This window comes from Pseudomonas sp. GZJR-8 (assembly GCF_002916705.1).
Classification (GTDB): domain Bacteria; phylum Pseudomonadota; class Gammaproteobacteria; order Pseudomonadales; family Pseudomonadaceae; genus Aquipseudomonas; species Aquipseudomonas synxantha_A.
In genome coordinates this window covers 468,753-481,929 of the sequence record NZ_JXSI01000002.1, presented here as the reverse complement: position 1 = coordinate 481,929, position 13,177 = coordinate 468,753, and the positions used below count along the sequence as shown (strand labels likewise).

The following is a 13,177-nucleotide window of genomic DNA, read 5'->3' as shown; positions in this document are numbered from 1 at the left end:
GTCATTTCAGCTGGTTATAACAGGCTGAAACCGGCAAATAGCTGCCCGCCTCAGAAACCGCCAAGCCGCATGATATGAGTCGCCTGAGCCTCATCTGTTCGCTTGAAGCCACAGCGCTCATAAAAGCTGCTTCCTTCAGCCGTATCCGTGAAAAGACGCACGACCTGAAACCTGAGAGCGGCACGTTCAACAAGCGCCTTTACCAGCGCCTGCCCGACGTGTTGCCCCCTTGACGAAGCTGCGACATACACCCGTCGCAGTCTGGCCACATTATTGTCAGCATAGGGATCAACTGAAAGACCGCCGATGCCTATCAGTTGCTGGTTCAAATAGGCCGCCATCAGACACTCGCCGGGTGCATCAAAGCGGTTTGCTCCAGAGTGCCATTCGTTAATCAGACGAGTGAGGAACCTGAAACCCTCGCCAACGGCTTCCTTTTCCAGCGCTTGTATCTGGCGCGGAAGGTGGGTGATCCGTTGAACCTCATATCGTTTCATCCATCCCTGCCTCCCATATGAAACTCGTTCAATGCTAACAATTTCGTTTGAAGTGATGAACACTGCAAGGTCACTTCTGTAGGAGCGAGCTTGCTCGCGAAAACCTCACACGATCACGCAGCGCCTGAAGGCAAAATCCGATTCCCCTGCCACACCTTGCTCCATTGCCTACGCCTGCGTCAGAATCCGCCGGCTTGTGCGCTGAGGTGGCCGTCTCTAAGGTGGCTCGGTCGCTGAATTGTTCAGTGATCGGGTTTAGTAGCCCACCTTAGACCTAACAAGTGCACACGCTTCATCCATCAGACGCTCCCGTCTGTGCTTGATGGTGGCTGTGCGTAGGGCGTCCTCGGACGCGCCGGTTTTGTTAGGTTCCACCGGTCTACTAACCTGCGTACAGCTACCGCCCTTATTGTTTAGTAGCGATGGGGAAGTGGCCCAAGCAAGGAACTTAACCATGGTTAACGATTCAACCATCCTCTTCACCGTCGCCCCCAACGCCAGCAACGAAACCCTCATCACCAACAGCTACGAAACCTTCACCAGCGTGAGCACCCTGCTGCTCGACCTGTCCGAAGACCTCAACGGCAAACACCGCGACATCGCCCTCGCCATCCACCAACTGAGCGAACTGGGTGTACTCCTCACCGCCAGACTCCTCGGCCGCGAAGTACCCTGCCCTGGCTGATGATTAAGCGTTCAACTCAATAGCTCGATAACTCGCCGCGTCGTCGTAGCCATGTTCAACGACTCGGCGAGTTTGTACTTGATGGGTGGACCGGATGAGGAAAGCAGTGACCGCTTTCGGCCAGAAGAAGTCATTCGCTGGCCTCAAAAGTTGAGGCCGACTTATTTCGACCGGCTACTCAGGATAACTCTGTTAGAGCGCCTCTAGATCGCTCAGTGTGAATACGTAATTTTTGTTTGAGCTGATAACCTTCTGCCCAATCTTACATGTCATCCAGTCGAGTTCTGGATACAGCATGGCAATCAGATTTTTAGTTTTATCCCATATTTGGCCCAAAGCTTCCAAGCACTAGTCCAAAAATGTTTCTTGATCAACTCTTGGTCCATGCATTATCCCCCTCAGAATAGGGACTAACTCCCTGATAATTCGTATGTCTGTCGCGGCATCCTGCTCTTGGATGCATTAATTTCTTCCTCGCGGCGAGTCTAACGCTAAGTAGAGCGCTACATCCCTAGCTAGCAGAGCAGAAAAGAAACTACCATTGCTAGGTCACGCGCCAGATTTCGACAGAAACTCAGCTCGCAAGTCTGTTCCGAGATCCAATCTGGTCGCATCTGCCGCTAACAATATCAGCCGATATAGAAAGCCTTCGTCATTTGCGGAGTTTCTTAAAGCTGATATCAAAGGAGGAACCGTATCTAAAGGTCTGTAAAGCTTGAGGACTTCAGTGGAAGTAATCCTTGTCCAGGCTGAGCGCTGCCAAGTTGCAATCACGGGTATTAGATCACCTTTCAGACACGAGTTCGCGACTAGTTGCAACGATCTAATGCCCGCTAAGGCATAGTCTACAGGCAGGGGGTGAACGGTGGAGCGAAAAGCTGATAAATTATCGATAAGTGTTTCTTCAAAACTTTTAGGCGGATTAGACCTTTCGTCACCCCCCATCCTTGAAAAAACAGTATTCCCCACTGCCTCTGCACCGAATCGCGAAACCATAGAAGTTTTGAGATTTTCGGTTTCTTCGTAACGATGTTTGCTTGCGCACTTAATTGCGTATGAAAATATTGCCTCTCTAAAAAAACGGTTAGAGTGATCGTCAAATTGTGCTAGCTTTAGTACAGGAATAGGTTCGCGAGCAGGATCTAGCATGTCTAAATCCGATAGAGATGTTTGACCAAACACAAGAGACGCACTTTCCGCGAAGCGCCGAGCGCAGTCGGGGAATTCCTCATGGTTCAGGTCTTCCATACTAACTACAAGCTCTCTCATGCGCAGGATAAATTCTAAACTGGGTATGACATTTTCACCCAGTCTTTCACGGATTTGAGCCGCATAGCCAATACCAGTGCGAGCCAAGACGTCTAATTTTGCGAGCATGTACCAAGCGATGTCCATTGCAGCAGTTGGATGCCCGGCAATAGCTTCTGGTGGTTCAGGATTACTGCAGCAGCCAGGGACCAACTGTATAGGTTTGCCCGCGACTTCCACGCGTATATCTTCTATACGTGACATAAGCCAGAGTAAAGTGTGACGGACGACATTGTGGCAGTAAATAGATCGCAAAGAGGTTCGGGGATCAATACTCTCCAGCTCTGTCATGGCTTGCCCAATCAAGATCAACGATCTTTGCAAACTTCCTGATTCGAAGGCTGCTACGGCAGCGTCTGCGGCGAGCCCAATACCCATGACCTTCATGTCATGGAGGTCCACGCTAGATGCCGAATACCTGGCTTCTAGAAACCATTGCTTTGCTTGGGGCCAATCGTTGGTCTTAGCTGCACTAATGGCAGCCTCTCGTAGAGCGAAAGCCCGCTCTACGCAATTATCTTTACCAATAATATCAACGATACCACGTAGGATTAATAATGCCTCAGGGTGTTTCTGCGCGCGCCAGTAAATTTTAGCCCGCGCGCGTGCTAACAACACATCGTTGCCACATCTAGCTACTGCTTCATCGAGTACGCAAAGAGCGGCTTGCTGATCATTTGCGTGCTCATCGAACATAACTGCTCGAGCAATCCAGCACTGTATAGTGAGAGAGGGAATACCCCAATCATGTGTATAGTTTGCCATGCGACTGTAACGCGCCGCGGCATCTTTATAATCTAGCATCGTTCGGTCTTGGGAGACCCAGGGACCATTCACCAAAACGGAGAAGTCGGGCGTTACATCCTGAATAACTTCTAGGTATGCTTTTCTGTCACTCGGCTCAAGCAAATTCAGCTGGCTTACAATATTTTCCAGTATGGAAACGCTTCCCAGTTCCGCGATCCCGACCGCGAAGAGTCCTGACACTCCGCCGTGCGGGCCAACATCCTGCTCTATAGTTTCAAAATTTAGGTCTGGCTCTAAAGAGTTTCCTTGTACGAATTTTCGATATTCCTGCAGAATCGAAAACCAGTCACTTAGATAGTTAGCGACACCTAAAAAGTTTAATACGACGAGCAAGCCGGATACGTAGATCGCATCTCTTTCACGTCCCGCTGGCAATCGCGAAATCTCTCTGCGCAATGCCTCAACACATGCGGGTATCGCCTGTTTTGACTTGGCCGTTGCGAGTACTTTGAACTGCACCATGCGAAGCATTATTGAAATATTAATGTCTTCTGGGTAAATTAAATGACTTGTTTCAAATACATGGAATAACGAAAAGTTTTCGCTAAGGTATCCAATGACAGACTCATCTGCCGTCATTAGCTTTACAGCCACCATTGCCAACGCACCGGTGCTTTTACCAGCCAAGGCGTGAGTTATAATTCTGTCAATGTCATCGGCATTTATATTTGGAGAAGAAATTAAATGCCTCGCGATTCCGCTATGTATGCTAGTTTGAAGAGACGGAGAAAGCATCTCCTTTCCAAACCGTGCTGCCAATGGTGAAATACGGTATTGATCCCTCCCAATGGTCTCCACCCATGGGCCAATTAGCGCATCAAGATTTTCGCCCGGAGTGCTCCCAGGTGGAGGTATTTCAGCGACGGTAAGGGCTAGATTCCGGTTGAAGTGTCCAATCAAAAGACTGAGACGATACAGGAGATCTCTTGTAGGCTCTGGTAGCACGGCCACAATTTTCCGACGCGCACTATTTCTCTCCTCTTCGATATCCCCAGATGACAGACCGGCCGATAGCAGCTGAAATAACTCAGAACTTGGCCAATCTCGAGCGGCCATTCCTGCAATGAATGCATGTACCAACTGAGGGTGTCCAAAAGCGCCTGTGATATGAGCTAACTTCCCCCAGGCTGCTGGATTGCCCCCGTGTATTAGCACTAACTGTTCCACCTCCTCCGTTGTGAAATACAAGCATTCACGAGCGCTGTGAAGCGTCAGTCCAAGATTAGCAAGCTCGCGGCCTGTAGGTTTTTTATAACAAGTAATCATTACTCCTACATCGCGTCGTCCTAGAGCTTGAAGAACTTGACTTAGCAGCAATTCCACTTGGGGGTTTTCATAGCAATTCAGGTCCTCTAAGAGGATGAGCTTTGCTTGTAGCCCGCCTAGGCGAGAAAGCAACAAATCGAGCCGGTTCTTTGCTTCCTCCGCATCTGCATCGCGAAAGTCAACCAAGAAAAAGCGGTCGCTTATCGTTTCTGCAACAGCTCGGACTACATGAGTTTTCCCCACTCCGCTAGTGCCAGTAATAAAACAGGCACCTGCCTCGCGTAAGGACGCCTCTATGCCTTTCTCCACAAGCGGACGTGATAGAAAACCACGGGGTTTGGGAAGTGTCCGACCGTCGATGAGCCATCGCAAGGTCGGTGTTCCAATGCTCGATTGAGTACCGCTACCTCCAGCGCCGCCAAGTCCGCTACTCAGCGCTGTCAGTATGTCGAAAACCTTCCTAGGGATTGAAATTCTAGTGCATGCATCTATAGCTACAATCAAGTCAGCGCGTGTCAATATCCGTTCTGAAGCGACTTTCCCAATGCTCTTCTCAAGTACACGGTAAAGTAGTCCGTCTGCAATACCTTCACTTTCTGAAGCCGATAGCTGGAATCGCTCTCTTGCCACTACCACCAGACGCTGTGTGAATTCTCTGCGCAATGCTGCAATATCGGGCTGGCCGCAGTTCCAGTGAATCCTCCGCAGCAAATCATTTCTCAACTGCTCATCATCGCGCGCCCGTACGAACACTCTAACCTGCTCAACGAGAGATTCGCTTTCAAGAAAGCTACGCAGTGATGTCACGTCTCCGCTTTTTGCGATTGAACGCCAGTAAGCTAATCCACGCTCCCCTAACGGAAACACAGTAGAACCAGCCGACTCTTTGCCAATATCGGAAGTCGTGAAATATTCGAGATGAACTTCGATTGCGGGGTTTTCATTGCTCAATCGAACAAAGTTAGCAATAGCGTCGCGGACACTCTTGGTGTTTAGAGTTACGGTAGTTGACGCGCGAGTGTCTTTAACCTGCACAGCTTTGAGAACATTATTAGCCATAGTAGCGTAGTCCTCTGCAACCTCGAGAAAAATCCGAGCTTGCTCACTAACATCCAGCCATGCTAATGCCGCTGCAGTCACCTGATAGGCGTACCCACGTAGCGAGTCCACCGCTTGTCGGGCGGTGTCAGCCTGCGGGATGAGTCCGTCACCGCCTGCGGTGAATAGCTGTTCTTTGTCCATTTTCGCGGGGGAGATCCATCTATATAGGGTTATCGTGCATTGTGCTAATTTTCTCAGCAATGCTTCTGAAGGACTTTATTGTAGCGGTTAAACAAAGCCGTCTACCAATGAAGCGGCAATTTTCGCTATAGATAGAGAGGCACCTAATGACCAAGCAATCCTGCGGCTCTTGACATTCGAGAGCCCTACTCTATATCTCCGCGTTCTCCTTCCGAAGGACCGCTTCTGGCCGTTTGCGGCCTGTCATGAGGGGCAGAAATCGGCCAGAAGCGGTCGCCGGGGGTCTACGAAACTAGAGCAAAAAAGGGGACGGATTTATATTCAGGTAAATAAATCGGTCCCCTTTTTCAGTCGTATGACCATGTAGAAGAAATCCCCTCTGATACCACTGGGGCACGTAGTGATGTCTGTACGACTGTTGTTTTATCATTGCGAGTCGCCCCCGCTTCTCTAGACGCCTTGAGCGTCTTCTTTTGGCCGAAAGATGACCAGTCTTAAGCGTACGCTTATGGCCGGAAGCGGATATTCGGGAGTCACCTCTTCCTCATCAATCTTGCGTAGCCTTCCACCTGATAGCGGTCATCACTGAAAGATAAACGTTGTAGATAAAGGATTTAAGCTGCATCATAAGAAAGAACATGCCTCCATAAAGAAAAACATATGAAATACCTACAAGCCACTCTTCGATATGGCACCCAATCGGCGACATAGAGATCAGCTTGTACAATAGCCCACCCTTAACCCCGAAAACTGTTATCAATAAGCAAGCTATGGTATATACCAAGTAATAGATGAAGATCCGTATAAAAATAAAGAAATTATTCTTCAAATAGGATAAACCGGACTTCTCGTGACGGTGCCTCGACATAGCAACTAACATATCGGGTTGGCTAATGGTGGCGAAGATTGTGAACCCCGCCAAAAGAAACCCAAGCACAGAGACGACAATCCCCATCGCGATTGACGAAAATTCCCTCACTATTTTAAGTTTTTCATCAAGAGAAATTTCTAAAACGCAGTATTGAGCGGTCACGAGACCCACAACGGCGATTGTTGTCCAAATATTGAAAGAGTTGAAAGGGATCCGGCGAGCCCTGAGATAGACGGCCCACAGGCTTTTCTCCTCCGTCAAAGCCTTGGCCGACAGATCATCGTTATTCATCGTCATTATCTCGATAGGGAGCTAGTTTCTCACGCGCACGTTTGGGCGGGTTTTCGACTTGAATCAAACCATCACCCAGGAGTTCCAAAAACTTACTAAACATTTTTTTTGCGATACGAACCGGTGTATGACTGGTAACCTCGATCGAGGTTTTGAGCTGGAAATCATTATTGTCACCCCTAACGGTGTTTCCAGATGAATCTTTTCCCACCATCACTACCCGCTGGTTACCCTGAACTGTTGCAGCCTGAACCTCTTCGATCACGGCCTCCTTCTCTAGCCCCTCTGGACTTGAGTGCTTGATTGTCGTGGTACGACTACCTACCTCGTCTTTCTGTCTCTGAACTGCCCGGAAAAACCCTTCGTTGTCCAGTTCATCGTTCCTATCTGAAAACTTATAGGTCACGGAGCTGAGCACTTCATACTGCCGAATGAAATCTTCCACATTATGAGCTGATGTCAAAGGAATTATGTCTAGTGTCGGCGGAAAATGCTCAAGCAATAATGTCTTCTTCGTCACTCGGTTTCCCGCCGCCTTACTTTCCTCGGCGAGATCATCAATGTACAGTTTGTGTTTTGCCTTGATGAAACTCTCAATGGTTGATTTAAAATTTTCCAGAGTGGGTGCAAATTTAGTTTCTTTCAAATAGATCAAGCGATGGACATCCAGAACCAGCACAAATATTGCTGACGGAGAGGATTGCATTTCATCGTGATCTTCTACCAAACCCTGTGACTGCTTATAAATCTGTTCCCGCTCCAGAATCATATCTTTTATGAATCTACCGACCAGTAGAACTCTGCCGTCGATGGTTATCAACTCAACTTTATCAAAAAAGTATTTCGTATCACTGTACTTCCGCACTAGGCCATCATCAGCAAAAGCTGGATAGACAACAGTCTCAAAATAATCGAGGAGATTTTTGCTGCCGAACTTGCAGACAAAATTACCCAACTCAACGGGGCGCGGTGGCTTTGACATTAGATCCCTCTACGTTCCGGATTACGGATGGCAAACTGATGCCAACCATAGTTCCTCATCAGTTTTTTGTCACCTATGGCAGTGGGCACTGTTCCTGCCGTCTGTCAGGAAACTCAACCCCGCAGCGGCGGCTACCTGCCGCCCGAAAGATCACAGCAAGCGCTACAGCGCCGCGACGTTGCGCAGAACCACTAATGGACAGTCTCCTCATTGCCATGAACACCCAGGGATGCCGTAATCACCATGTGCGGTATGCCGCACTTGGTGGTGCGACTGTGTTGTTTTCATCTCGTTTGATGGCATCCGAGCGGATCGCGGCTGTTCTATGACCTGATGCGAATCAAATAAGGAATTGGCGATGGAAAAGCTGAAGTGTCTGGAAAGCGGTATCGAAGGATTCGTTACGCTTTTGAAAGGAGGACTCGTCGCTCGTTCCCTGATTTCGAGAGCAATCACAATCAGCGCGCTGAATTGAGTGGCGTCTGCTTCTGGCCGATTTCTGCCGTTCGTGAAGGACAGCAATCGGCCAACCTGATACCCAGAGAGCTAAACCACCGGTATCCGGTACACAACCGAATCATATTTCTCCGCCATCCGCCTCTCGATAACGACTCCCCCCAAAGCTTCAGCAATACGTCGACTCGCACGATTCTGCGTCGCAACAGGGTAGATAAAGTGCTTTGCCACCACCCACCGGCTAGCCCACTGAACAACCGCCTGCACCGCTTCACCACCAAACCCCAACCCATGTTTATCTTCACGGATCCAGATACCCAACTCCGGTGTTTCACTGCCGGTATGGTGCAGCCCGACCAAGCCGGTAAAACGGGCATTCACCCGCTCCCTGACCGTGAACACGATATCGCTGCCATCCGCTATCGCAGGCAGCCACTGCCCCCAGACTTGCGCGTACTCTTCTAGCGAGGCAGGCGGTTCCCAGGACATGTAGCGAGTCAGAGTCGGCGTGATACAAGGGAAGGACTCAACAGCGTCCTGCTCGCAGAAGGGCTCAATGCTCAGGCGTTGCGAGAGAATGCGGATTGGGTGGGTGTCCACTGGCATTGCAATTTCCTTCCTGGGGTCCGTTACTCCATGTATGCCGTGAACATATCATGCGGGTCGCTTCATCAGTATCAGGCTCTCTATACTGGCCCCCCAGGATGGTAGTTGGAGCACACCATATGCCCGTCACACCCAATCAAAATTCCCCCATCATTTTGGTCCCAGTTCAACAAAGCGACTTGGATAATCTGGTAGCCATTCGAATTGAGGCCATGCGCGAAAGTCTGGAGCGTGTTGGGCGATTTGACCCGGTCCGTGCGCGGGAGCGGTTTCGTGGCGGCTTTGAAGCTCGCAATACACGCTACATCGAGGCAGCTGGAGAGAGGGTGGGTTTCGTAGTGGTCAAACATCACCCCAATGAACTCTTGCTCGACCACTTGTATGTAAGGCCGAGCGCGCAAGGGTCAGGGGTAGGGTCTGCTGTTCTCTCTCAGATTTTCAAAGAGGCGGATGCGGCTGCGCTGCCTATTAAAGTGGGGGCTCTCAAAGAAAGCGCTTCGAATCGCTTTTATACTCGCCATGGCTTCCAGTTCATCGAAAGCAGTGAATTCGACAATTATTATGTTCGTCAGCCTATTCCGGCGATTGGCCCTCATTCCGGAACCATGGACTGACGTGCACTAGCCCTTCAGTTCACCAGCCCGATTGCTCGCCGCGTCGTCATACGCCACATACAGCGACTCCGCAATCTGGCTTTTGATCGCCTTGGTGGCCTCCAGCCCCAGCACAAAGCCCTCGGCTTTACCGCCAGCACGGTTAAGTTCTTCATGGGTGGAGGCGCCAGTAATAGCGTCAAGCAGCTTGGCGGCGTGGGGGCCGACGCCTTTGGGGAGGGAGATCTGGTCGATGGACATTATCGCTACCTTGAAAAATGGAGTTCGGGAGCGAGTGGAACCACTGCCGGGGCTGGCATGGTAGACCTGTTTGCAGTGAAAGGGGTCGCTTTACGCGCAGCGGCGCTATTCTTTGCGGCTACGCAGTGAGGTGGGGGGCCATTGGTAAATCTGGAGGGGCTTATGGATTATTGCGTTGAGGGCTACTGCCTTCGGCCATTGTGCCGCGACGATTTCGAGAGGATCAGCCGTTACGAAAGCGTCAACCGCAGGCATCTGCAACCCTGGGAGCCGCTCAGGGACGAGGAATACTTCACCACTGGCAACGCCAAGGCCAGGGTGGAGCAGCAGGTAAACAATATGCACGCTGGCAACGCTCTGTGTTTCCTCTTGCTTGAACCCGAGAGCGGAGAGGTTCTAGCGCGGTGTAACTACACGAACATTGTGAGGGGCGTTTTTCAGGCCTGTCATCTCGGCTTCTCGTTGGCGGAATCTGCCCAGGGCCGTGGCCTGATGAAAAGAACACTTCAGGTCACTAACCGTCATTGCTTTGAGCAGTTGGGGCTTCATCGGATCATGGCCAATCATTTACCCCGCAATGTGCGAAGTGAACGCCTTCTGGAGTCGCTGGGGTTTGAAAAGGAAGGTTATGCGCGAGCCTATCTGAAGATTGCTGGCGTTTGGGAGGACCATACGTTGAGATCGTTGATCAACACTTATAATAAATGAGCCCCCTACAACCCATTCCCACGATTCACGACCGTGGTTGCTCCAGCCGCTCATCCTACGAATGGAATCGACAGAATGCCAAGCAACCGGCAGATAACACCTAAGGAAAGCCATGACCTCTGAAATTGAAAAATACCTGCACATCAACGCCCAAATCGAGCAGACCTATAAACAAACGATCCGCAACAGTCGCAAGCAAAATCAAGCTGGCTGGGATTACCGATTTGGCGTTCTTTACTTCTGGCTCGCAGTGGTAGGTCCCTCAATCCTTGCGATTGTGCTGGCCGGGCTAGGGAAAGCCTTTCAAGCGTACTGGTGGTTCAGCGTGAGCTGGGGGCTGATTGCGTTCTCTTACCTGGCGATGTTTCTTTACCCTTTGCTAGGGGTGCTGCTGTACCGCCATTCATTAATGAAAATGTTCACCGCCCCATTCGCCAATCTTTTGGAGTGGAACGTAAAAACGGTCATGCAAGTGGAAGCACGGCATTTGCCAGAGCTCGTAGCACTGTCCAGAGAAACCCTGAAGCTTGGGGCACTGGAACTGAAAAGCGAACGCGACAGTTTCGAAAAGCGCACCTACATGGTCACTGGGGCTTTGGAAAAAGTCGGTATTTTACCCGGGGCCCTCGCTTTGGTTATCGGCCTCTCAAGCTTTGCCAAAACCCTGGACAGCGCCGGGATCACCGCCCACATGGATTGGATATTTGCCGTAGCAGCGGTCAATATTTTTTTCTTCCTGATGTGTTGTTACGTGCAAATGATGCTCGTGCGCTACGATCGAATGATCGCGCTCACCGAACTGGCCGTGGACTGTAAGGCGAACCCAACATCCCCTCAGGAACGCACCCCGTTCGTTCATCTGCATGATTCAATAAAATAGATAGACACGCTGTGTTTGAAAGACTCATGGCGCCCCCACCCAATAGTCGGCGGCCTCCAGGCAGTGACGGGAGCAAGCTCCCTCGCCGCAGGTGCTGGGTCGCGCCACAGTCGCATCGTCATGGCACACGCCTGGGGCGCCGTTGCATTCGTCCTTCAGATAAGGATTACTGTAGGCCACGCCTGCACCGAGACAGCCCCCATGTTCGAACTCGCCTCCCTCATCACCTATGTCGCCGTGGTGATCGGCCTATTCCTGATTCCCGGCCCTTCCGTGCTGCTGGTGATCACTCGTACCGTGCAAGGTGGCCGCAAGGTCGGCGTTGCCACCGGGCTGGGTGTGGCATGCGGTGATCTGGTGCATACGCTGTGCGCCGCACTGGGTCTGTCGGCGATTCTGATGACCTCAGCGACTGCGTTCAACGCCGTGAAGTGGGCCGGTGCCGCTTACCTGATCTACCTGGGCGTGCGCGCGTTCATGGCCAAGTCAGGCACCTCCGGGCGGCTTGAGCTGCCTGCGGTCTCGCCGCGACAGGCGTTTTTCCAGGCGGTGGGTGCCGAGGTGCTGAACCCGAAGACGGCGATATTCTTCCTGGCGTTCCTGCCGCAATTCGTCCACCCGGAATCGGGCTCGTCGCTGGTGCAGTTCGCGGTACTGGGCTTGATCTTCTCGGGGCTCAGCGCGGTCTACACCAGCCTGCTGGCCATCGCGATCCGCCCCTTGAGCCGAGGCATCAAGGGGCTTTCCCGGCTGCGGCGCTGGGAAGGGAAAATCATCGGCACGTTGTTTATGGGCCTTGGGTTGAAAGTGGCCTTCCAGCAGCGCTAGAAACCCGCCGTACCCTGAGGAGCCACTGATGCCTTCATCCAAACGCGACAACGCACGCATTGAGCGCCGCCTGGTCGCCAGCCTGACTGAGGCCTGCGAGACCGCCAAGGGCGAAATCATCGGTTTCGCCTGGCTGACCCACACCGTCGATTACACGGCCTTCCCCCAAAGCCTGCGTGTAACCTGGGTGTTCGACACCCGCACCAACAAGGACCAGGCTCTCGCAACCGGCGCCGATCAACGCATGCGTGAGCTGGCTGCGGCTGCGTTGCACGAAGCCGATATTCCGCCCGTGCCTATCAATCGCTGTGTACATTTTGACTGTGAAGAAGACTGCCAACGCCAGCACGGTGGCGACTGGCGCGTACGGTTGGCACGGCACTGACGTTTTTGGTGAACCCCTTGCAGGATCGTACAAGCCCGCTGATCGTTCGCCCGGATACTCTGGCTCCTCCCAAAAAGAGGATCCAGCATGACTCAACTACAGCACCCCACCCAGCCTGTAAACCTCGCGCACAAAGCCTCGCTCATCGATCAGCAATGGAGCCCAAGAGTGGTTGCCGAAATGAACGACTACCAGTTCAAAGTGGTGCGCATCGAGGGCGAGTTCATCTGGCATTCGCACCCCGAAACCGATGAAGCGTTCCTGGTGCTCGAAGGCACGCTGCGTATCGACCTCCCGGACGGCCCGGTGTATGTGAAGCCGGGTGAGTTGTATGTGGTGCCGCGTGGCATTGAGCACAGGACCGCCGCCGAAGGAGAAGCCAGGCTGATGATGATTGAACCAAGGGGTATCTTGAACACCGGACACGAAGGCGGAGAGCGGACGGCAGTCAACGATCAGTGGATTTGAGCGCAAGCGCACGCTGCTTAGCGCTGTACAACCCTCAACCAAA

General features: G+C 51.7%; 13 protein-coding genes. 7 read left to right on the top strand and 6 right to left on the bottom strand.

Annotated features, from left to right (window positions below):
• Positions 1–50: 50 nt before the first annotated feature.
• A complete protein-coding gene (locus TK42_RS05420) occupies positions 51–497 on the bottom strand; it encodes a GNAT family N-acetyltransferase (protein WP_103733763.1) in 447 nt (148 codons plus the stop codon).
• Positions 498–951: 454 nt separating this feature from the next.
• Between TK42_RS05420 and TK42_RS05415 the strand changes: the two genes are divergently transcribed.
• Complete coding sequence (locus TK42_RS05415; protein WP_103733762.1) at positions 952–1,182, top strand: DUF6124 family protein; 231 nt, start codon at positions 952–954, stop codon at positions 1,180–1,182.
• 549 nt (positions 1,183–1,731) lie between these two features.
• Here TK42_RS05415 and TK42_RS05410 read toward each other — a convergent pair.
• The 4 genes from TK42_RS05410 to TK42_RS05395 form a co-directional block, all read right to left on the bottom strand.
• Positions 1,732–5,805: an AAA family ATPase gene (locus tag TK42_RS05410; RefSeq protein WP_103733761.1), complete on the bottom strand. Its 4,074-nt coding sequence runs from the start codon at positions 5,803–5,805 to the stop codon at positions 1,732–1,734.
• Between the two features lie 547 nt (positions 5,806–6,352).
• Positions 6,353–6,967: a hypothetical protein gene (locus tag TK42_RS05405; protein ID WP_103733760.1), complete on the bottom strand. Its 615-nt coding sequence runs from the start codon at positions 6,965–6,967 to the stop codon at positions 6,353–6,355.
• Complete coding sequence (locus TK42_RS05400) at positions 6,960–7,949, bottom strand: hypothetical protein (RefSeq protein ID WP_103733759.1); 990 nt, start codon at positions 7,947–7,949, stop codon at positions 6,960–6,962. The genes TK42_RS05405 and TK42_RS05400 overlap by 8 nt, the downstream gene beginning before the upstream one ends.
• 546 nt (positions 7,950–8,495) lie before the next feature.
• Positions 8,496–9,011: a GNAT family N-acetyltransferase gene (locus TK42_RS05395; protein WP_103733758.1), complete on the bottom strand. Its 516-nt coding sequence runs from the start codon at positions 9,009–9,011 to the stop codon at positions 8,496–8,498.
• Between the two features lie 119 nt (positions 9,012–9,130).
• Here TK42_RS05395 and TK42_RS05390 point away from each other — a divergent pair, with 119 nt between their 5' ends.
• Positions 9,131–9,625 (top strand): GNAT family N-acetyltransferase, encoded by a 495-nt coding sequence (locus TK42_RS05390; protein ID WP_103733757.1) that lies wholly within the window; start codon positions 9,131–9,133, stop codon positions 9,623–9,625.
• 6 nt (positions 9,626–9,631) lie between these two features.
• On the opposite strand, the gene TK42_RS05385 is transcribed toward TK42_RS05390, so the two are convergent.
• The gene (locus tag TK42_RS05385; protein WP_003192651.1) at positions 9,632–9,865 is read right to left on the bottom strand and encodes a hypothetical protein; all 234 of its coding nucleotides are present in this window, start codon (positions 9,863–9,865) and stop codon (positions 9,632–9,634) included.
• 162 nt (positions 9,866–10,027) lie between these two features.
• On the opposite strand from TK42_RS05385, the gene TK42_RS05380 reads away from it, so the two are divergent.
• From TK42_RS05380 to TK42_RS05360, 5 genes are all read left to right on the top strand, one after another.
• Positions 10,028–10,573, top strand: a complete 546-nt coding sequence (locus tag TK42_RS05380) for a GNAT family N-acetyltransferase (protein ID WP_103733756.1) — start codon at positions 10,028–10,030, stop codon at positions 10,571–10,573.
• A 112-nt stretch (positions 10,574–10,685) separates the two neighbouring features.
• Entirely contained in the window at positions 10,686–11,453 is a 768-nt protein-coding gene (locus TK42_RS05375; RefSeq protein ID WP_103733755.1) for a hypothetical protein, read from the top strand.
• Between the two features lie 201 nt (positions 11,454–11,654).
• Positions 11,655–12,281, top strand: a complete 627-nt coding sequence (locus tag TK42_RS05370) for a LysE family translocator (RefSeq protein WP_103733754.1) — start codon at positions 11,655–11,657, stop codon at positions 12,279–12,281.
• Positions 12,282–12,309: 28 nt separating this feature from the next.
• Entirely contained in the window at positions 12,310–12,666 is a 357-nt protein-coding gene (locus TK42_RS05365) for a hypothetical protein (protein WP_103733753.1), read from the top strand.
• An 87-nt stretch (positions 12,667–12,753) separates the two neighbouring features.
• On the top strand, positions 12,754–13,134 hold the full coding sequence (locus TK42_RS05360; protein WP_103733752.1) for a cupin domain-containing protein: 381 nt from the start codon (positions 12,754–12,756) through the stop codon (positions 13,132–13,134).
• Positions 13,135–13,177: the final 43 nt, after the last annotated feature.